At 62.8% G+C, this 19,157-nt stretch carries 18 protein-coding genes; 7 read left to right on the plus strand and 11 right to left on the minus strand.

What is annotated here, in order from left to right:
• The first annotated feature begins 123 nt into the window (after positions 1 to 123).
• Genes Q1W70_RS25585 through Q1W70_RS25615 form a run of 7 tightly spaced genes read left to right on the plus strand, consistent with a single transcriptional unit; the run spans position 124 to position 7,797 of the window.
• The gene (locus Q1W70_RS25585; protein WP_232534606.1) at positions 124 to 1,677 is read left to right on the plus strand and encodes an arylsulfatase; all 1,554 of its coding nucleotides are present in this window, start codon (positions 124 to 126) and stop codon (positions 1,675 to 1,677) included.
• A 57-nt stretch (positions 1,678 to 1,734) separates the two neighbouring features.
• Positions 1,735 to 2,706: an AAA family ATPase gene (locus Q1W70_RS25590; protein ID WP_166591213.1), complete on the plus strand. Its 972-nt coding sequence runs from the start codon at positions 1,735 to 1,737 to the stop codon at positions 2,704 to 2,706.
• A 5-nt stretch (positions 2,707 to 2,711) separates the two neighbouring features.
• Positions 2,712 to 3,686 carry a DUF58 domain-containing protein gene (locus tag Q1W70_RS25595; protein ID WP_302098299.1) on the plus strand — a complete coding sequence of 325 codons (975 nt, stop codon included), beginning with the start codon at positions 2,712 to 2,714 and terminating at the stop codon, positions 3,684 to 3,686.
• Entirely contained in the window at positions 3,683 to 4,159 is a 477-nt protein-coding gene (locus Q1W70_RS25600; protein ID WP_166591215.1) for a DUF4381 domain-containing protein, read from the plus strand. Before Q1W70_RS25595 ends, Q1W70_RS25600 begins: the two co-directional genes overlap by 4 nt.
• Positions 4,146 to 5,117 (plus strand): VWA domain-containing protein, encoded by a 972-nt coding sequence (locus Q1W70_RS25605; RefSeq protein ID WP_166591216.1) that lies wholly within the window; start codon positions 4,146 to 4,148, stop codon positions 5,115 to 5,117. Before Q1W70_RS25600 ends, Q1W70_RS25605 begins: the two co-directional genes overlap by 14 nt.
• Positions 5,117 to 6,580 (plus strand): VWA domain-containing protein, encoded by a 1,464-nt coding sequence (locus Q1W70_RS25610; RefSeq protein WP_166591217.1) that lies wholly within the window; start codon positions 5,117 to 5,119, stop codon positions 6,578 to 6,580. Before Q1W70_RS25605 ends, Q1W70_RS25610 begins: the two co-directional genes overlap by 1 nt.
• Positions 6,577 to 7,797 (plus strand): BatD family protein, encoded by a 1,221-nt coding sequence (locus Q1W70_RS25615; RefSeq protein ID WP_166591218.1) that lies wholly within the window; start codon positions 6,577 to 6,579, stop codon positions 7,795 to 7,797. Before Q1W70_RS25610 ends, Q1W70_RS25615 begins: the two co-directional genes overlap by 4 nt.
• 126 nt (positions 7,798 to 7,923) lie before the next feature.
• Here the strand turns inward: Q1W70_RS25615 and Q1W70_RS25620 are convergent, their stop codons facing one another.
• From Q1W70_RS25620 to Q1W70_RS25670, 11 genes are all read right to left on the minus strand, one after another.
• Positions 7,924 to 8,712 carry a hypothetical protein gene (locus Q1W70_RS25620; RefSeq protein ID WP_166591219.1) on the minus strand — a complete coding sequence of 263 codons (789 nt, stop codon included), beginning with the start codon at positions 8,710 to 8,712 and terminating at the stop codon, positions 7,924 to 7,926.
• A 132-nt stretch (positions 8,713 to 8,844) separates the two neighbouring features.
• Positions 8,845 to 9,585 carry a lipoyl protein ligase domain-containing protein gene (locus Q1W70_RS25625; protein WP_166591220.1) on the minus strand — a complete coding sequence of 247 codons (741 nt, stop codon included), beginning with the start codon at positions 9,583 to 9,585 and terminating at the stop codon, positions 8,845 to 8,847.
• The gene (locus tag Q1W70_RS25630) at positions 9,585 to 10,274 is read right to left on the minus strand and encodes a 2-oxo acid dehydrogenase subunit E2 (RefSeq protein ID WP_166591221.1); all 690 of its coding nucleotides are present in this window, start codon (positions 10,272 to 10,274) and stop codon (positions 9,585 to 9,587) included. Before Q1W70_RS25630 ends, Q1W70_RS25625 begins: the two co-directional genes overlap by 1 nt.
• Positions 10,275 to 10,279: 5 nt before the next feature.
• Positions 10,280 to 10,528, minus strand: a complete 249-nt coding sequence (locus Q1W70_RS25635; protein ID WP_166591222.1) for a lipoyl domain-containing protein — start codon at positions 10,526 to 10,528, stop codon at positions 10,280 to 10,282.
• An 11-nt stretch (positions 10,529 to 10,539) separates the two neighbouring features.
• Entirely contained in the window at positions 10,540 to 11,583 is a 1,044-nt protein-coding gene (locus Q1W70_RS25640; protein ID WP_166591223.1) for an alpha-ketoacid dehydrogenase subunit beta, read from the minus strand.
• A 9-nt stretch (positions 11,584 to 11,592) separates the two neighbouring features.
• Positions 11,593 to 12,603: a thiamine pyrophosphate-dependent dehydrogenase E1 component subunit alpha gene (locus tag Q1W70_RS25645; protein ID WP_166591224.1), complete on the minus strand. Its 1,011-nt coding sequence runs from the start codon at positions 12,601 to 12,603 to the stop codon at positions 11,593 to 11,595.
• Positions 12,604 to 12,764: 161 nt separating this feature from the next.
• Positions 12,765 to 14,180, minus strand: coding sequence for an SRPBCC family protein (locus tag Q1W70_RS25650; protein ID WP_166591225.1), 1,416 nt, complete (start codon positions 14,178 to 14,180; stop codon positions 12,765 to 12,767).
• Between the two features lie 326 nt (positions 14,181 to 14,506).
• On the minus strand, positions 14,507 to 15,586 hold the full coding sequence (locus Q1W70_RS25655) for a zinc-binding dehydrogenase (protein ID WP_166591226.1): 1,080 nt from the start codon (positions 15,584 to 15,586) through the stop codon (positions 14,507 to 14,509).
• 69 nt (positions 15,587 to 15,655) lie between these two features.
• Positions 15,656 to 17,254 (minus strand): arylsulfatase, encoded by a 1,599-nt coding sequence (locus tag Q1W70_RS25660; protein ID WP_166591227.1) that lies wholly within the window; start codon positions 17,252 to 17,254, stop codon positions 15,656 to 15,658.
• 68 nt (positions 17,255 to 17,322) lie between these two features.
• Complete coding sequence (locus Q1W70_RS25665) at positions 17,323 to 18,345, minus strand: NAD-dependent epimerase/dehydratase family protein (RefSeq protein ID WP_218585208.1); 1,023 nt, start codon at positions 18,343 to 18,345, stop codon at positions 17,323 to 17,325.
• Between the two features lie 132 nt (positions 18,346 to 18,477).
• Positions 18,478 to 18,999 (minus strand): 2,4'-dihydroxyacetophenone dioxygenase family protein, encoded by a 522-nt coding sequence (locus Q1W70_RS25670; protein WP_166591228.1) that lies wholly within the window; start codon positions 18,997 to 18,999, stop codon positions 18,478 to 18,480.
• Positions 19,000 to 19,157 lie beyond the last annotated feature (158 nt).

The following is a 19,157-nucleotide window of genomic DNA, read 5'->3' on the forward strand; positions in this document are numbered from 1 at the left end:
CCCAATAACAACAAACCTTGCCGCTGCCCGAGTGAAGTTTCTTTGCCTTAACAAACCGTCTGATGAAGCGGCGCAGAGAACAAATGCTTTCTCCTCCGGCACTCGCGCACATTAGGAGGTCATATGCGTCTTAGCCTGCGCTCATCGATGCAACGCATCGGTGGCATCTTGAGTGTAATAGCACTGGCTACCAGCCTGGGTACTGCACAAGCCGCAGACAAACAGCCCAATATTCTGGTGATTTTCGGCGATGACGTCGGCTGGATGAATATCAGTTCGTACGGCGGCGATATTCTCGGCGTCAGCACGCCGAACATCGACCGTATAGGCCAGGAAGGCATGCGCCTGACCTCCTTCTACGGCCAGGCCAGTTGCACCGCTGGCCGCTCCGCGTTCATCACCGGGCAGTTGCCGGTGCGCACCGGCCTGACCACCGTCGGTATGCCTGGCTCGGCCACGGGCTTGCAAAAGGAAGACCCGACCCTGGCCGAAGTGCTCAAGAGCAAAGGCTACGCCACCGGCATGTTCGGCAAGAACCACCTCGGCGACCGCGAGGAGCATCTGCCGCACCGCCACGGTTTCGACGAATTCTGGGGCAACCTCTACCACCTCAATGCCAACGAAGACCTCGAAGACATGGACCGTCCACAAGCGCCGGCCTACCAGAAGCTCTTCAACCCACGCGGCATCATATCCGGCACCGCCGATGGCGCGACCAAGGACGAAGGGCCATTGACGGTCAAGCGGATGGAAACCTTCGACGACGAAATCACCGCCAAATCGATCGATTTCATGCAGCGCCAGGTCAAGGCGGATAAACCGTTTTTTGTCTGGCACAACGCCAGCCGCCTGCACGTGTTCCTGCACCTGAAAAAAGAGTCACAGGGCAAATCCCGCGCCTCGAAGACCGCCGACATCTACGGCGATGCACTAGCCGAGCACGACGGTCACGTGGGGGAGCTACTCAAGTCACTCGATGACCTGGGCATCGCCGACAACACCATCGTCCTCTACACCACCGACAACGGTGCCTATCAATACATGTGGCCAGAGGGCGGTACCTCGCCGTTCCGTGGCGACAAGGGCACCACCTGGGAAGGTGGCGTGCGGGTGCCGGCAGTGGTGCGCTGGCCTGGACATATTCCAGCGGGCAAAGTCAGCGCGGAAATTTTCTCCATGGAAGACTGGTTCCCGACTCTCGCAGCCTTTGCTGGCGAGCCGGACACGGTGCAAAAACTGAAGGCCGGTACCCAATACAATGGCAACGCCTACAAGGTGCACCTGGACGGTTTCGACCAGCGCAGTTTCCTCACGGGCCAGCAGCCCAACTCCAACCGTAACCTGCTGTTCTATTACGATGAGTCGGAATTCACCGCCCTGCGTACAGGCCCCTGGAAAATCACCTTCCGCGCCAAGCTCGACGGCAAGTGGGACAACCCGCTGGTCTCGCTGGGCCGTCCGCTGGTCACCAACCTGCGTATGGACCCGTTCGAGCGCCAGGATGGTGACCTCAACCGCCAACTGGCCGAACGCAAGACCTGGCTGCTGCTGCCGGCGCTCGGCCAGATGATCCAGCATCTGCAAAGCTTCAAGGATTTCCCGCCTCGACAGAAACCGCTGTCCGCCGACATCGGCAAGCTGATCGAGCAGATCAAAGCTGGCGAACTCTCTCTCTGACCCACACGTCCCCACGCGAGCCACACCTCGCGTGGGCGTTCATCGCCATGGATTCCTATGAGCAACTGGCATGACCTGCAGTACCTCGGCAACCAGTTGGCTAGCACCGTACTGGGCCAGGAAGAGCTGATCGAGGGCATTCTCCTGGGCTTGCTCGCCGACGGGCACCTGCTCGTCGAAGGGGTGCCGGGGCTGGCGAAAACCCGGGCAATCAAAAGCCTCGGCAGCTTCCTCGACGCTAGTTTCTCGCGCATCCAGTTCACCCCGGACCTGCTGCCCTCCGACATCACCGGTGCGGAGCAATACTACGGTGAGTTCGGCCACGGCGAGCTGCGCTTTCGTCAGGGACCGATATTCGCCAACCTGGTGCTGGCCGACGAGATCAACCGTGCCCCGGCCAAGGTCCAGGCGGCCCTGCTCGAAGCCATGGAGGAGCGACAAGTCACCACCGCAGGCATGCACCATGCCCTGCCCGAGTTGTTTCTGGTGATGGCGACCCAAAACCCCATTGAACAGGAAGGTACTTATTGCCTTCCTGAGGCGCAGTTGGATCGCTTCCTGCTACACCTGAAAGTCGACTACCCCGATGCAGCCTCCGAACAAGAAATGCTGCGTGTGGTGCGCGAAGAACGCTATGGCTTGAAGCCTGCGGCCCAGACCGTAAAGAAATTACCCCAGGCGACGTTGCTGGCGGCTCGTGCAGAAGTCGGCCAGGTGCATGTCAGCGCCAGTATCGAACGCTACATCCTCGACCTTGTCCGCGCCACTCGCCACGCACATCGCTATGACGCCCGCCTGGGCCTGCAGATCGCTCGCGGGGTCAGCCCCCGCGGCACCCTCGGCCTGGAGCAGGTGGCGCGAGCCAAAGCCTGGATGCGTGGGGCGGACTTCGTCACCCCGGACGACGTGCGCGCAGTCACTTTGCGCGTTCTGCGCCATCGCATTGGCCTGAGCTATCAGGCACAGGCCGAGGGTATCGCGGCTGACGATGTGCTCAAGCAACTGCTGCAATGGGTCGCCGTCGCTTGAAACTCATGTCGACGCTGCCATGGCAACGGACAGCGCCCACGGCGGTGAACGAGGAAGGTATCTATGTCGACCTGGCGCACCTGGTCGCCCTGCGAACTGCCAGCCGCGGTTTGTCCCTGCTACCGCAGCCATTGCCCGGAAGCCTGCTCGCCGGAGCGCACGACTCGCGCTTACGGGGCCGCGGCCTGAACTTCGAGGAACTGCGAGCCTATTGGCCCGGCGACGATGCCCGACTGATCGACTGGCAAGTCACGGCCCGCCTGCGCAAACCCTTCATCCGTCAATTCGCCGAAGAGCGCGATCGGCCGTTGTTGCTACTGGTGGATCAGCGCATGAACCAGTTTTTCGGCAGCCAGCGTGCAATGAAATCAGTGCTCGCCGCTGAACTGGCCGCCCTCGCCGGCTGGATTGGCCTGGCCCAGCAGGACCGCGTGGGCGCGCTCATCTTCGGCGATACCTTGATCGATGAACTGCGCCCGAACCGGGGCAGCGCTTACCTGCTGCAGACCCTGAAGGTGCTGGTGCGGCACAATCGCGCCCTGTCGGCGGACTTGCAGCACGACGCCCCGGAGCAGCTCAACCAAGTACTACGCCGTGCCATCCGCCTCGCCCGCCACGGTCATTTGATTCTCTTGATCAGCGATTTCCACGGCCTGGACGAACAGACGCATCGACTGCTCGCCGAGCTGGACCGGCACAACGATGTAATCGCCTGCTGGAGCCACGATCCGCTACTCGCCGGGCCACTGCCATCGAGTCGACTGGTGGTCAGTCAGGGGGAGCGACAAATGACTGTCGACCTTGGGCATGGGACCCAACGCCGAGGACTCGAACAGTTGCAGGCGACTCGACTGGAGGCGTTGCACCGTTCGACACGGCAGCTGGGTATCCCACTGCTGCCGATCTCCAGCGCAGCGCCCTGTGCCGAGCAATTGCACCGCCTGCTCGGTCAACTGACAGCCCGTCAGACCCGTCCATGACTGAACGACCCAACCTGGCACAGCTGCAGGATCTTGCCCTGCCCGCCGCGATCAGCCCCTGGCCACAAACGCCCTTGGCCCTGAGCTTATCCCTCTTGCTCGTACTCACTCTGCTCGGGCTAGTCTGCCTGCAACTGCGTCGCTGGCGATCCAATCGCTATCGGCGTTGCACCCTGGCGACACTGGATGCGCTGCAACGCCATTGCACCGCCGACCCGGCGCGTCTCACCGAGCTGCCGACGCTCCTCAAACTTGCCGCACTGCAGGCCTGGCCCCGCGAAAGCGTGGCGGCACTGTCCGGCCCGGACTGGCTGGCCTTCATCCAGCAACAGTGCCCCGGTTACCACTTTCCCGAGGTGCTTGGCGAACTGGCCTACTGGCCACCCGAGCGTATCCTCGCCCTCGGACAAGGCGAGCGTTCAGCCCTGCTCCAATCAGCACGTGTCTGGTTAAAACACCATGTACGTCCTTGAACTGCCTTGGCTACTCCTGCTGCTGCCACTGCCCTGGCTGCTGCGCTTCGTGCTGCCCGCCCGTCATTGCCGCCAGGACGCCGTACGTACACCCTTCTTCCAGCAGATGGCCGAAGCCACCGGCCAACGCCCTGGCCGCACAGCAACCCAGCGCCCGCTCGGGTTTCTCGCTCACCTGCTCAACGGGCTGGCCTGGTGTCTACTGGTGCTGGCACTGGCGGCACCGACTCGACTTGAACCGCCCATCGAGAAACTACAACCCCAGCGCGACCTGCTGCTGGCGATAGACACCTCACAGTCCATGGAAACCACCGACACGGGTGCCGGGCTCAGCCGCATGCAAGCCGTGCAACAGGTTATGGACACCTTCATCGAACGTCGCCGCAATGACCGCCTGGGCCTGGTGATCTTCGGTGACCGCCCCTATACCCAGGCCGGTTTCACCCAGGACCAGAGCACCTTGCGTACGCTCCTTGGCGAACTGCAACCTGGCATCGCCGGCCCCAGGACCGCCCTAGGGGATGCCATCGGTCTGGGCGTGAAACAGTTTGCCTCCAGCGCCGCCCAGGACAAGGTCCTGATACTTCTCAGCGATGGCCGCGACACGGCCAGCCGCATGCCCCCGGAACAGGCGGCGCTCATTGCACGCCAGCATGGCATTCGCCTGTATTGCATTGGTTTCGGATCGACCGAGGGCGAAGGGGAAAACCGTTTGGACGAAGCCCTCCTGCAACGCATTGCCCACGACAGTGGCGGCCGCTATCTGCACGCAAGCGACCAACAGGAGCTGGCACTCGCGATCGATGAGCTGGACCGCTTGCTCCCGGTCATGCAACGCCACCTCCAGCACCAGCCAGCCAGCCCGTTGTACGTGTACCCACTCGGCACCGCCCTCGGCTTGCTACTGCTGGGTTGGCTGGCCAACTGGCATGGCGTCCGCACGCGAGCAGGTGCCTGATGGACAGTCTCTACCCCATCCACTTTCTGCGCCCCCTGTGGCTCTCCCTGCTGCCGCTATTACTACTCGGCCACGCCCTCGCCCGACCACGGCTGGACAGCCTGGCGCCATGGCGCAAACTGATCGCGCCCCACTTGCTGGCGCACCTTCACGTGCCCGGACAGGCCCGGAGCCAGCGCCTCTGGCCGCTGTTGCTGCCCACGCTGGCTGTGCTCGCCGCCGCAGGGCCCAGCTGGACCTACCAGCCACCGCCATTTGCCGAACAACGCGCCCCCCTGATCATCGCACTGGACCTGTCGAGTTCAATGGCAAGTTCCGACCTTCGCCCCAGCCGATTTGAACGGGCCAGGAGCAAGCTGCATGACCTGCTCGACCGGCGTCAGGGTGCACGCACCGCCCTGCTGGCCTATGCGGGAACGGCCCACATGCTGCTGCCGCTCAGTGATGACCCAAGCCTGCTCGGCTATTACCTCGACGGACTCTCTCCCGAACTGATGCCCCGTCCCGGCAAGGACACCACTGCGGCGCTCGCAGCCCTGGATCAAATGCAGAGACAGGAGCCGTCCCCCGTCAGCCTGCTGCTGATTACTGACTCCGTGGAACCCGCCGCCAGGCACACGCTGAACGAACGCCCCGTGGTCATCTGGGCCGCCACGGCGGATGCCGAGGCACTGGCCTACACCGTTGAGGTGCCCGTGGTTCCCATGCGCCTGGACTCCAGCGACCTCGACAGACTGGAGGCGCGACTCAACGATCACTACCGCGCACAACTTCAATCCAGCGCCGGCAGCCATTGGCAGGATCAGGGCTGGTGGCTCCTCTGGCCTGTCGCCGTGCTCCTGCTCCTGCGCTTTCGTCGTATGGCGCCCGTGCTTCTTCTGCTCCTCGTATTCGGGCCAGCCCCTGAAGCGGAAGCTGGCGAGTGGCGGTTCTGGCAGCTCTGGCGCACACCTGACCAACAGGCCCAGCGCCTGTTTGACCGCGGTGACTTCGCTGCAGCCGCGGCCCTCTACCAGGACCCTCAGTGGCAAGGCATTGCGTACTATCGGGCGGGCGACTACGCATCCGCAGCGCAAGCCTTCAGTGTCGAAAACACGCCCCACGCCCATTACAACCAGGGCAACGCCCTGGCCATGCTCGGCCGCTACCCGGACGCGATCGCGCAGTATCGGCAGGCGCTCACTGTGAGGCCGAGCTGGCAACAGGCCCAGGACAATCTCGGCTTGCTGCTGAACCTGCTTGAGCAGCCACGCGCTCCCGACAATCCGGGCGAACCCAACCTTCCACCGGACGGATTGCAATCAGACCCACAACTTCGCCGCGCTGAGACCGAAGCCTCCCAGCACGTCACGCCAGAGGAACAGGCGCAAATCTGGCTCGACTCTCTGGACGCAAACCTTAGCGGCTATCTCAGAAACAAGATGGCCCTGCAACTGCAACAGCGCGAGAGCCACGAACCATGAGCAAGCTGTTTGTGCTGCTTCTACTCAGCTCACCCTGCTGGGCACAGGAGCCGCTGATACGGGTGATCCAGGAACCGGAAGGTGCGGTGCACTCCGGCCAAAGCATCGTCCTCAGAGTGCAGGTCCTGGTGCCCAATTACTTCCTGGGCGCCCCCGATTTTCCGCGAATCGAATGGGTCGGAGGGCCGGCTGGCGAGCTGCAGGGCAGTGGCGGCAACGTGTTCCAGCGCATCGATGAGCAAGACTATGCCGGCATCGAACGCACCTATCGATTTCCCCCCCTTGCGGCGGGCGAGCACTCGCTTGCTCCCGCCGAGGTCCGGCTGCGCTATGCCGACGAGCATCACCGCGCGCTCGACGCCCGCTTGTCGCTACCCAACATGCGTATTCAAGTCAATTCCATGGCCCCCGAGTACAGCGCCCAATCCCACACACGCGCACAACTGAGCGTGAGCGAAACCTACCAGCCGGACACGACCCCATTGCAGAGCGGCGACCTACTGACCCGCCGACTGCAGATCGAATTGCGCGAGCCCGGTCACCTGCTGCCGCCGACGCCGACACTCAATACCCCCACAGGGGTACGGGTGTATCGCCGGGCCACGCAACTGGAAAAGACCGATGGACGCAGCGGACAAACGATTCGCCGCATCGACGAGGTTCACTACCTCTTTGAGCGCGCCGGCCCAATCGTGCTCCCCGCCATTCAGCTGCACTGGCGCAATACCCTGACAGGGCAGTTGGAAATGGCGGAGCTGCCCGCCCGTCACCTGAGCATTGCTGAACACGACGAGCCGCTGGCCGCGCCGGTCCAGCGCTATGCCGTACACCTGAGCCTGTTTGGTCTGCTCATCGCATTACTGGGCGGAACACTCTATCGCTGGCAAGGGTGGCGGCAGCGTTGCGCCGCCTGGCAGGAAGAGCGCAAACACTGGCGCGCCTTCCGTCAGGCCTGCGCCTCAGGCCACCTCGATGCGGTGGAAACGTCCCTGGAACACTGGCTGCAATTGAACCCGGCGCCAGAACCTTTGCGCCGGGTCAGAGACACGAACCTGCACGAGGCGATCCAGGCCCTGCTGCGGGCGCGTTATGCCGCTAACGCCAGCTATTTCGACGTCCAGGAGCTGTACCGGGCGGCGGCTCAGGTTCGCCAACAGCGCAAAACACGCCCCAAGCCAACCGCTCACCCCCAACAACTCAACCCGGACAGCGACTGAACCTGCGCCGCCAGGTAGCTCACGGACCGGACAGCGATTGGCGCTCAACCTGCGGGGGATAGCCCTCAACCACATCCGATCCGCGCGCGCACGCACACCTCATCAGGACTGCACGTAACGTTGGATTCAGGCCTGGAGCTGGGCAAGTTGCTGCCGCGCCTGCTCTTGATCCAGGCGCTGCATGGCATCGTGAGCCGTCAACTGCAGGGCCCGCTGCAGCTTCTCGACGACACCCGGATCGTCACTGCCATACATCACCTCCAGTCCACGCGCGTACTCGATAAACGGCACCACCGCCCCAGGCGCCAGCTTGACTGCCGCGTCGTAGTGCTCATGGGCGCCGCACTGGGTCGCACCATAGAGCATGCGTGCCATAAGAGCACCGGCCTGATCGGTGATGCCGGCATGCCAACCGCCATAGGTGACATACGCTTCGGCATGATCCGGTTCGAGGCCAAGGCATTTCTCGAGCTGCTCCTTGATGCTCCCGCCAAAGCCCTGAGCCAGTGCCTCGATCATCGAGATAAACTGGCTGTAGCGCCCCATGGCAACCGCGTACATGTAATGCACATTGGCACTCGATACACCGCTCATCTCGGCTTTCTTGCACATTGCCATGGCTTCTTTGAACAGCTCAGTCTTGTTCTTGTCGTTCTTTTCGATGTACTGCGCATAAATTGTGGTCGCAAAAGCCGCTGGCACCAGCCCTTGCCCATCCATTTCAAGGCCGATATTGACCGCCTGGGCAAAGTTGCCCAAGTGATACTGGCGCCACGCCTCTTGCAACTGCGCGGATGGCGGGAAGGGTTCGCGGTTGCCGGCATGCAGCCGATCCCACTGCTCGCGCAGCTTGTCCCCGGACAGATCCAGGTCACTCATATCCAACGGGCAGGCCTGCCAGTCTTGGGTATTCATCGTTTACACCTCATAAAACCGTATGCCCGCCGCGCGGGCTGTTAGTGGATCATTGTCCGAGCGTGGTCGGCCGGCTTCTTGGGTCGGGAGTTTCCGAGCGCTCGCCAGCCAGTCATGCGCTCAGTCAAATGCTCATGACGCGCTCGCCAGTTCCGCCTGCAGGGTTAGCACCAGACGCTGGCAAAGTAGGTCCCGTTGTAGCCCCGGCAACCCCGCTGAAGCCTGTTGCTGCATGGTTGAATAGCGGGTGCGCTGGCCCAGGTGAATCCATTCGAGGTCTTCCCAGGGCGTCGCGGCCAGCAGCAAACCGGCGCTCAACAGCACCCCTGCGCGACCCCGGTACTGAGCCAGGCCAAGCAGCTTGCGTCCCTCGGTATCGAGTAGCTCGCCATGCCCAAGACCGGCGAAGCAGATCCAGTCCACCGCTGCCGCCTGCGCCGCCGCATTGTGCGTGGCGATGCTGGCAGCATCGGCCAGCCGGCTGGCATAGCCCTGCTCACGCAGCACGTGCTGCCAGCAACGACCGAACCAGCGGAAACTTTCCACCGGACTCAGTTGCGCCAACACATGGCTGTGCGGCAACAGCAGTTCGACGCCCAGCAACCAGGGACCGGCCAGTACCGCCCCGCCACCACTGCTGCGCCGTGCAACCCCGTAGCCGAGCGCGCCGGCGCGCCGCTGCGCCGCCTCTTGATCACCACCGCGGCGCCCGTAGATCAGTGCCGGCCGCAGGTATTCCACCAGGGCCAATTGCGGCCCCCCGATCCCGGCCGCCAACTGTTCTTTGATCCAGGCCTGTTCGGCATACGCGCACTGCAGCCGTGCACCGAATAGCTTGGGCTCGGCAGGTGGATTGCCGCACAACGCTGACATCAGAACTGTGCCGCCGTCAGGCAAGCGCCCAGGTCACGTAGAAACAGGCTGGCCGGATACCCATCCACCGCGCGATGATCGAACACCAGGGTGAGCGTGGCGACCTGCGCCACCGCCGGTGCGCCGTCACGCACCACCACCCCTTCGCGGGTACGACCAACCCCGAGAATGCCGACCTGCGGCGCGTTGAGGATCGGCGTCACCCAGTCGATCCCGGCTGCGGCCAGATTGCTCAGGGTAAAAGTGCCTTTCTGATAGGCCGTCGGCGGCAACTTGCCCTCCCGCGCGCGGGACGCCAACTCGCCCAGTTCGGCCGCCAGTTGCACCGCCGACTTTTGCTCGGCATCACGGATCACCGGAGTCAGCAGGCCCTTTTCGGTATGCACCGCCACCGTCAGGTTGACCGCATGCACCTCCTCGATGCCCTGGTCGGTGAGCAGCGCGTTCAGCCGTGGGTGAAGCTTGAGCGTGCGAGCCAGGGCGACCAACAGCAGCACTGTCGGGGTGATCTTGACCCCTTCGACGGCACTCATGGCCTTGGCCCTGGCCAGCAGCGGGCCCATTTCCAGCTCCAGCCCGAGCGCCACGCGGGGTGCCTGCCAGGCCTGGGTCATGCTGCGCGAGATGATGCCGCGCAGGCCGGTTATCGGTATCCGTTTACGGTCCTCGGGACTCGGTTGCTGCGTCATGATCGTCAGGCCTCTGTCAGTTCAGCCAGGGCCTGGCCGCGGGTGAAGTTGTCCTGAGCCGCCACCAACAGGTTGCTGATGGTTCCGGCAGCCGGGGCCAGCACGTCGAAACTGGTCTTGACCACCATCACGCTGGCCAGCAACTGTTGCGCTTGGACCGTATCGCCGACCTTCACGTGCCACTCATCGAGCAACGCCTCGATCTCGACTTCAAGGTTTTCCCAGGCTTCATCTTGCAGTTGGATATTGATCATGGCTTCAGTTCTCAGAGGTTAAAGGTCATCAACTCTTCCACCGCCGCAACGATGTGACGGCTTTGTGGAATCACGGCACTTTCCAGCGCCGGGCTATAAGGGATGGAGACGTCGGGAATGGCCAGGCGACGCGGCGGCGCCTTCAGCTTGATGCGGTCGAGTTGCTCGGCCACCCGCGCGATAATCTCGCCGGTGACGCCGAAACTCAGGTAATCCTCGTCGACCACCAGCAGGCGGCCGGTCTTCTCCAGCGAGGCAAAGATCGCGTCCATGTCCAGCGGCACCAGAGTGCGCGGATCGAGCAATTCGACACTGATGCCCTTGGCCGCCAGTTCACCCGCTGCAACCAGTGCCTTGGGTACCATCTGCGAGAAGGCGACCACGGTCACGTCGCTGCCTTCACGCACCCGGCGCGCCTGGCCGAAGGGAATGCTGTAGCTTTCCTCAGGGACTTCCTCGGCAAACCTGGCGTCGATGAAGTTCATCACCGGCAGGCCGAGCAAGGCCCGGTGGAACAGATAGACCACCGGACTGTCGTCGCGGATCGCCGTCGTCATCAAGCCCTTGGCGTCATAGGGGTTGGACGGCATCACCACTTTGATACCGGGGGTGTGGGCGAAGTAACCGTGCAGCGTCTGCGAGTGCTGCGCTGCGTCGCAGATGCCACCCCCGGTGGACGCGGTGATCACCAGAGGTAACTTGATGGCACCACCGGACATGTAGGTGGTCTTGGAAATGTTGTTGAGTATCTGGTCGAAACACACCCCCATGAAATCGACGAACATCAGCTCGGCGATCGGCCGCATGCCCTGCGCCGCTGCGCCCAGCGCAGTGCCGAGAATGGCGGTTTCCGAAATCGGCGTGTCACGCACGCGCTGCGCACCGAACTCCTTGAACAGGCCGACGGTGGATTGGAACACCCCGCCGATCTGGCCGACGTCCTCGCCGAGGCAGAACACCGAACTGTCGCGCTGCATCTCCTGGCGGATGGCCTCGACCATGGCTGCATAGAACGGCAACTTGCGGGATTCAGCCGTGGTAGTTGATTGGCTCATGGACGGTTCTCACTCTGCGAATACATGCTGGAAGGCCTCGGCGACCTCGGGATAGGCACTGGCGCGGGCGAAGGCGATGGCCTCGGCGACCTGCTGCCTGGCTTGCTCGCGGGCTGCCTTGAGCGCCGCTTCGTCGAGCAGGCCCTGCTCCAGCAACTGACGCTCCAGGCGTAGAATCGGATCGCGCTGCTTGAGGGCACGGACCTCACCCTTGGGCCGATAGCCCTCGGGGTCGCCCTGGAAGTGGCCGTAGTAACGGTCCACCTGCATCTCGATCAGCGTCGGGCCTTCACCACGTCGCGCCCGAGCGATGGCTTCGCCGGCAGCGGCGAACATGGCCACGGCGTCGTTCTCCGCCACCTGGATGCCGGGCATGCCATAACCGGCGGCGCGCTCGGCGTTGCTGGCCACCGAGGTGGACGCCTTTTTGTTGACCGATATGCCGTAGTTGTTGTCCTGGCAGACAAACACCACCGGCAGCTTCCACAGGCTGGCGAGGTTCAACGACTCGTGGAAGGAGCCCTGGTTGGCTGCCCCTTCACCGAACTCGGCCACCGACACCGCCCCGTTGCCCTTGAGCTGTGCGGCCAGGGCGGCGCCCACCGCATGGGGAATGCCGGCCCCGACGATCCCGTTGCAGGCGAAGTTGTGCTCGACATCATACAAATGCATGTGCCCGCCCTTGCCGCGGCAGAGGCCGTCGACCTTGCCAAATATTTCTGCAGTCATGCGATCAAGCGGCACGCCCTTGGCGATGGCGAAGTGGTGCGCACGATGAGTGCCCCACACCGAATCGCTGTCTTGAAGGTGCACACAGACGGCCGCCGCGGCAGCTTCCTGGCCGGCTGACAGGTGCATCTCGCCGGGAATGCTGCCGGCACCAATATCGAAGGCCAGGCCTTTTTGCACATTGGGTGGCAACTTGCCTTCGAAATACACCATGGCCAAGGTGTCTTCATATTCGCGGATCAACAGCATGCGGTGGTACATCCACGACAGCTGCTCATGAGTCGGTTGCATTGAAATCTCCCTTCAGGTTGGACCCGTTCAAGCCAGTTGGCCGGTTTCGAACAGCCAGGCCCAGGAACGACGCACGCCGTCACCCTGGCTCGATAGCCCAACAGTGCTTGCGCTGTGACAATTGAGTCGTCGCCCGGTCGAGCGAACGGGTGTATGGCATTTCATGCCGTCTGCACTTGGCCGCGTGTTTGCGCCTGTCGGGCCTGCTGTTCGCAGATCACCTTCAAGCGCTCCACCCCGCGCCGCATGCGCCCGCCGATCAACATCCGCAGGAACCACTGGCTGCCGGGAATGCGTGCGGCAAAGCGGATGCTGTAGTCGAGCCAGACCCTGCCATCGGCGCTCTGGCTCAGCTCGATGCGGCCGAAGTGGAACTTCACCGGCGCGCCGCTGATCAGGCGGTAATCCATGCGTTTGAGCGGTTCGAAGGTCACTACTTCTTCCACCACCCGCTCGCCCAAACGCGTCAATTGGCGTATCGCCCCCACCCCGCCAGGATGCCCCTGGCCAGGCTGCAACAGCTTGCCCTGGTAGCAGAACCAGTCTCCGATGCCGGCGTGATCGGCCAGACGCTCCCAGATCAATTCAAGTGGTGCGTCCACCAACACCTGATGAGCCACCTCGGTGTCGAAATGCTTGGGTGTGAAGCCCATGAAGCGGTCGTAATACTTGCGCACCGCCAGCAGTTCGAAGGAGAAACCCTGGGGGTCGTTGACGTACATCACGCCCCAGTTGTACACGCTGAACGGAAACGGAAAGTTCGGCTTCGCACCGGCATTCACCGTGCGGTCGAAGACCCGGCGTAGCTCCGATTGGCTGCGGTAGCCGAACGCCAGATTGAGGATACCCAAGTCACTGATTCGGTAATCCGCCGGCAACCCCCGGCCTGGCGGATCCAGGTACTGCACGACCTCAATCAGCATGTCATCGGCCCAGAACAGCAGGCTCTCGCGCCGCGCACCGACCAGCCCCCACAGGGCCTCGTGCTCAGGTCCGTGCAGAGCAACGCCATGGGCTTCATCCAGCTGCAGGGCGTTGAGCATGAAGTCACGCGACTGCTTCAGGTCGGCCACCGAGAGGGTGATGAAGCGAGCGCTTGAGAGCATCCCGGAACGTGGCCGGGCACGCGGATTGGGTGCACGCGGATCGTCTTCCATCAGCTCCAGCAGGGCCCCGTCCGGATCGCGCAGGCAGACGCGGCGACAACCGGCGGTGCCCACCACTGCGCCGATTAGCGGGCTGCCCAGACGTTCGGCCCGGGCCAGTGCCGCATCGAAATCCGGCACATGGATACCGACCAGGCTGTAACCGATGTCGCACGGACGCCAGTCACCCGGCAGCGGCCGGCTCTCGGGCCGATGAAATTGAAACAGCTCGATCTGGAACTGCTCCTGAGTGTCCAGCAACCACCAGCAGGTGCTGGCCGCACCCGGTACGCCCTGCACCTTCTCGGCGGCCCAGCCCTTGAATGCTTCGGTGCCGCCGCTCGGCACAAAGCCGAACAGGTCCTGGTACCACTGGTGACTGCGCCTCAGGTCGCTGACGCTAAAGGCAATCTGGCAAAGCCGCTGGCTCATCACTTTGACCCTATTTGTTGTTGTGTTGGGGGCATGGCCTGGCGCTCAACGCGTTCGGCGCGAACGCGGCTGATTGGCAGCGTTCGGCTGAGGCGCATTCGGTCAGGGCCTCATGTCCCATGGGAAGTCATGTCGGGTTGCATTATCGGTACGGGGTCAAAGCGTTAGATAGGCAGTGCGCGCCAGCTATTTGACAAACTACGCCAACCCCTGAAGAGCAACAGAACGCAGGCACCTGCCACTCACTGAAACCCGCCCGGTTCGCTGGGGGGTGATGCTAAAGCGCCCGGCGATGAGCACCGGGCGCGCTATCAGTGCCCGACGAATCAGTCGAAGGCGATCATCACTTTGGCGTGTTCATCCGGTTTGCCCAACGCACTGAAGGCCTCTGCCACCCCGGCCATCTGCACCGTGCCGGTAATCAGCGGGGTCGCGTCAAGCCTGCCGTCAGCCAGGTCGTGCAGGGTCTGTGCGAACTCTTCGCCGCTGTAGCCGAAGGAGAAGTGCACATTCATTTCCTTGCCGATGCCAATCAACGGCTCGATTGTGTCCGACTCCATGCACACGCCCACCACGATCAGCCGCGAGCGCGGCGGCGCGTTCTGGATCACCTGCTGGATCAAGCCCGGGATGCCGACGCACTCGAACACCACACAGGGTTTGGGCTGCGGCCCCAGGCCGAACAATGCCATCGGCCCGTTGATGTCGTAACCGCTCGGCGCCGCCACCTGCAGCCAGGATTGATACGGCGATTGTTCCGCCGGGTTCACCACCACGTCGGCCCCCATCTTCTCGGCCAACGCGCGGCGCTTGGCGGAAAAGTCCGAAGCGATTACCGGACCAATGCCGCGGGACTTGAGCACGGCGATCATGGCCAGGCCAATCGGCCCGCAGCCAATCACTATCGGCACTTCATCACCGGCCAGTTGTGCGCGGTTGACCGCATGCACGGCCACCGTCACGGGTTCGGTCAGCGCGGCAATTTCCGCCGGCAGATCACCCGGCACCGGCACCAGCATGGACTCGGACAGAACCATCTGCTCGCCGAAACCACCCGGATAACGGTTGGAGTAACCCACGTGGTCAAAGCTGCTCGGGGTGATCACGAACGGCAGCGAGCAGACCCGTGTACCCACCTTGAGTTTCTTGTCACTGCCGGGACCGTGGTCAAGGATCTGCGCGCAGAACTCGTGGCCGAACACCACGTCCTGTCGGACATCGAACGCCACTGGAATATTGCCGCGCTTGAAGTTGGCCAGCACGTGCTCACAGTGGTGGAACATGTGTAGGTCAGAGCCGCAGATACCGCAGGCCAGGGTCTTGACCAACACTTCGCCGGCCCCCGGGGTGGGCGCCTGGATGCTGTCGACCAACAGTTGCTTGTCACGCATGACGACTGCTTTCATCGTAATTCTCGCTCTCATCAGGGAAGGTTCGAGCTGGCGCACAGCGCTACAGGCCGCCAGCTCGGGTTACTACTGAACCGGCTTGGCCAGGCCGAGGTCTTTGGCCGGGTATTTCTGGAATGTCGCCAGGTGGCGTCCGGCTATACCGACCACCCGTGGCAGGCCCCATTCGAAGTTACGGTGGCCGGTGCTGACCTGCTCTTTCGGGTCGACGTAGAGGTTGTAGACCCAGGGCGACATGCCGGTGCTGGAGACCAGCGACTCGTCGAGGTTGGCGCCCGCGCGTTTCACGTCGAAGACCTTGAGGTGCACCTTGAACTCTTCCCAACGGATCGCCATCAGTTGGCGTTCGGCATACATGTAGACACTTTCACGGTTGGATACCCCCTGATCACTGAGCAGGAATGAGCTCTGGTCGATACCGTCGATGTATCGATCTTTCGGCACCTTGGCGCTGTTACCCGTGACAGCCAGGCTGGTGTTGAAGAGGTCCATCAGGTCGAACAAACCATCGCTCTGGCGCCCGGCGCTGATCATCCCCGGCCAGTAGGCGATGCCCGGTACGCGTACGCCGCCTTCCCAGGTGCTGCCCTTGCCACCCCGGAACGGGGTGTAGCCGCTGTCGGGCAGCAGGTCGTCGGACGGCCCGTTGTCCGAGGTGAAGAACACCAGGGTGTTGTCCAGTTGCCCCGTGTCCTTGAGGGTCTGCATCAGCCGGCCAACGATGTCGTCCACCTCAACCACGGCATCCTTGTAGGGAAATCCGGCCGGACTTTTCCCGGCGTATCCCTTGGCCGGGTAGTTGTCGTTGTGCACCCGCGAGAAGGAGTGGATCAGATAGAACGGCTTCTGGGCCTTCACTGAACGACGGATGAAGTCCTCGGAGAAGTTGGCGAACTTCTGGTCGATTTGTGCCAGCGCCTCGATTGAGTCGATGGGCTCGAGCACCTGCGCCAGTTCACCGCGCTTGCCGGCGGTGATCGCCGAGCGGCTGACTTCTTTCAATGCGGCCATGCGCTCCGGCTTAAGCACCAGGTTGGGCACCAAGCGCGCATCCAGCCCCTGAGAGAATTCACTGGAAACGCTGAGGATGCCCAGGTATTCGTCATAACCGACTTGCTGCGGCTGGAAACCGTCGGGCTCGCCCAAGTGCCATTTGCCGGACAGTGCGGTGCGGTAGCCGGCAGCAGAAAGCAGGCCCGCGGCGGTTTGCTCAGAGGCCCAGGGGTTGACCTTGGGATTTTCGCCCGTGAGGATCGGCCGGGTCAGGCCGGTGCGCGCCGGCAGGCGGCCCGTCATCATCGCCGAACGCGTCGGCGTACAGGTCGGCTGGGCGTAAGTGGAGGTCAGCTTCAGCCCCCCACTGGCGAGGCTGTCGATGTGCGGCGTCGGCGCACCGACGGCTGTACCGCCGCCATAGGCACCGACATCGCCCCACCCCAGATCGTCGACCAGCAAGATCAGGATATTCGGCTTACGCCCGCTGTGTTTTTCCAGTGCCGCGAGTTTTTCCTGTACGGCTTTTTGCTGCTCGGGATGAACGATCACCGGTTCCAGGTTTTCGGCGATCATCTGCGCCTTGAGAAACGGGTCGCCCGCCGCCGTCGCCGCCAATGGCAACGCTGCCAGTGCCAGGGCGAATGCTGTACACGAGAGTTTTATCTTCATTATTGTTCTCCGTATCAGTAAAAGCGGCCGGGGCACTTGGCGCACCCACAACCACAGGGCTCATCGAGTCAGCTGATCTGGCCGGTTTCACGCAGCCAGGCTTCGGAGCGGCGTACCCCTTCCGCAAGGTCCACCTTGGGCAGGTAACCGAGCAGACGCTGGGCCTTGGCGCTGGAAATGTTGCCCTTGCGGGCCAACATGTACATGGCATCCGGGGTGACTTCATTGGTCGTTTGCAGCAGCTTGTTGACGCCCCAGATCACGCGGGTCAGCGCAACGGCGGCCGACAGCGGCAGGCTGCGCGGCGAACCGCTGCGACCAGCCCAACGCCAGTGGTTGGAGAAAAAACTTTTGCAGGTCGCCGGGCCGTCGCCACACAGGTGGAAAATCTGCCCGGCCCCCTGCGCCAAGCCCGCCGCGAGCATCACGCCGTCAAGCAGGTCGTCGACATACACCGGCGTGAACACACCGCTCCCGCCATTGGGCAGAATCAGCGCCCCGGCCTTGGCCATCTTCAGCGGTTCGCTGAGCCAGGCGCGCGAACCCGGTCCATAGACATCGCCCGGACGGATCACGGTGCAGTCGATCTCACCGGCAGCATGGGCGGCCAGCACCAGATGCTCGCTGGCGCCTTTGGCCACGCCGTAGCGGTACTGTTTGCCGATGACCACCGGGCAATGCTCATCGGCGTCATTGGGGTGGTCCCAGCCCAGCGCCGCAATCGAGGAAAACTGCACGAAGCGCTTGGCGCCCCCGACGACGGCGGCGTCCAGACAATTACGCACGCCCTGCACCGAGACGTCACGGTAGAGCTTCCAGGGTGCGGCCAGCGAAACCACTGCCGCTGTGTTGATAAACAGCTCACACCCCTTGGCGTGCCCGGACCAGGCCGCTGGCTGGGTCAGGTTGCCGGCGACGACATTGCTCGCCGGGTCGGCCTGCAAGTCCATACCGCGCACCTCGGCACCCAATGCCCGGTAGCGGTTGGCCAAGGCGCGGCCGATAAAGCCGCTGGCGCCAGTGATAAATACCGAGCGCGGTACGTCAGGGGTTTGTCCGGCACTGCCGATGGGCATAGTGGCGTTTGTCATGATCTGTCCTTCACGGCTGACACTCGTGCACGCTCAAGCGCCAGCGTGGAAGTTTCCAGCCAGACGGAGCACACAGGATAGGAATTCAGGGGGTCGGTACCAGTGTCCGAACGACTCTGGTACAGGTAGACATCAACGACCGATGCTGTAGCTGGCCGGGCCTGGACGAATGTACTTGGCCGGTTCCAGGCCTCGCTCCCTGGTCAGGCGATCGATCATTTGCATGATGTCGCTGGCGTCCATCATGTTGACGTAGTTGCCGTCCTTGTCGAAATTGACGTTGGCACCGTAGACCACCATGAAGGTATCGGTCGGTTCGGTGTTATCCGCCGGTGTCATGAAGGTGTGGATCGAGCCACCTGGCTCGTACAGGTAGCAACCAGCGGTCTGCGGCTGGTCCGGGTGCTCCACGTAGTTCCACTTTCCGGACAGGGTGAACAAGTGCACTGTCCCGGTGTGGTAATGGCAGGGCAACATTACGCCTGGGTGGAAAATAACTCGCAGCACCCAGATGCCGACGCTCGGATCAAGGAACAGCGGCTGCACGTCAACACCAGGGAAATACGGTGCCATGGCGTTTTCGTAGATCGGCAACTCATTGGTGTCGAGGCTGAGCAAGTCTTTGTGGTCATAAAAAGGAATTGGAAACGCCATTGTTATTCTCCTGGAAGGCTGCTGAATCAATATCCAATCTGAGATTCATACTGCCCCAGGCACTGCGCAAAGATTTGATAATTACCGCTATAAACATTTCAATACGCGACAGCCGTATACTGGCTGCGGCGACGACTCATTGCCGCAGTAACCACTCA

Source organism: Pseudomonas kielensis, from assembly GCF_030505375.1.
In the GTDB taxonomy this organism is placed as follows: Bacteria; Pseudomonadota; Gammaproteobacteria; order Pseudomonadales; family Pseudomonadaceae; genus Aquipseudomonas; species Aquipseudomonas kielensis.

What these genes read in the sequence shown, in the direction of transcription:
- Q1W70_RS25605 (WP_166591216.1), top strand. Translation starts at nt 4,146, where the DNA reads ATGTACGTCCTTGAACTGCCTTGGCTACTCCTGCTGCTGCCACTGCCC.
- Q1W70_RS25630 (WP_166591221.1), bottom strand. Translation starts at nt 10,274, where the DNA reads ATGACGCAGCAACCGAGTCCCGAGGACCGTAAACGGATACCGATAACC.
- Q1W70_RS25655 (WP_166591226.1), bottom strand. Translation starts at nt 15,586, where the DNA reads ATGAAAGCAGTCGTCATGCGTGACAAGCAACTGTTGGTCGACAGCATC.
- Q1W70_RS25665 (WP_218585208.1), bottom strand. Translation starts at nt 18,345, where the DNA reads ATGACAAACGCCACTATGCCCATCGGCAGTGCCGGACAAACCCCTGAC.
- Q1W70_RS25610 (WP_166591217.1), top strand. Translation starts at nt 5,117, where the DNA reads ATGGACAGTCTCTACCCCATCCACTTTCTGCGCCCCCTGTGGCTCTCC.
- Q1W70_RS25625 (WP_166591220.1), bottom strand. Translation starts at nt 9,585, where the DNA reads ATGTCAGCGTTGTGCGGCAATCCACCTGCCGAGCCCAAGCTATTCGGT.
- Q1W70_RS25635 (WP_166591222.1), bottom strand. Translation starts at nt 10,528, where the DNA reads ATGATCAATATCCAACTGCAAGATGAAGCCTGGGAAAACCTTGAAGTC.
- Q1W70_RS25645 (WP_166591224.1), bottom strand. Translation starts at nt 12,603, where the DNA reads ATGCAACCGACTCATGAGCAGCTGTCGTGGATGTACCACCGCATGCTG.
- Q1W70_RS25670 (WP_166591228.1), bottom strand. Translation starts at nt 18,999, where the DNA reads ATGGCGTTTCCAATTCCTTTTTATGACCACAAAGACTTGCTCAGCCTC.
- Q1W70_RS25600 (WP_166591215.1), top strand. Translation starts at nt 3,683, where the DNA reads ATGACTGAACGACCCAACCTGGCACAGCTGCAGGATCTTGCCCTGCCC.
- Q1W70_RS25640 (WP_166591223.1), bottom strand. Translation starts at nt 11,583, where the DNA reads ATGAGCCAATCAACTACCACGGCTGAATCCCGCAAGTTGCCGTTCTAT.
- Q1W70_RS25590 (WP_166591213.1), top strand. Translation starts at nt 1,735, where the DNA reads ATGAGCAACTGGCATGACCTGCAGTACCTCGGCAACCAGTTGGCTAGC.
- Q1W70_RS25660 (WP_166591227.1), bottom strand. Translation starts at nt 17,254, where the DNA reads ATGAAGATAAAACTCTCGTGTACAGCATTCGCCCTGGCACTGGCAGCG.
- Q1W70_RS25620 (WP_166591219.1), bottom strand. Translation starts at nt 8,712, where the DNA reads ATGAATACCCAAGACTGGCAGGCCTGCCCGTTGGATATGAGTGACCTG.
- Q1W70_RS25650 (WP_166591225.1), bottom strand. Translation starts at nt 14,180, where the DNA reads ATGAGCCAGCGGCTTTGCCAGATTGCCTTTAGCGTCAGCGACCTGAGG.
- Q1W70_RS25615 (WP_166591218.1), top strand. Translation starts at nt 6,577, where the DNA reads ATGAGCAAGCTGTTTGTGCTGCTTCTACTCAGCTCACCCTGCTGGGCA.
- Q1W70_RS25595 (WP_302098299.1), top strand. Translation starts at nt 2,712, where the DNA reads ATGTCGACGCTGCCATGGCAACGGACAGCGCCCACGGCGGTGAACGAG.
- Q1W70_RS25585 (WP_232534606.1), top strand. Translation starts at nt 124, where the DNA reads ATGCGTCTTAGCCTGCGCTCATCGATGCAACGCATCGGTGGCATCTTG.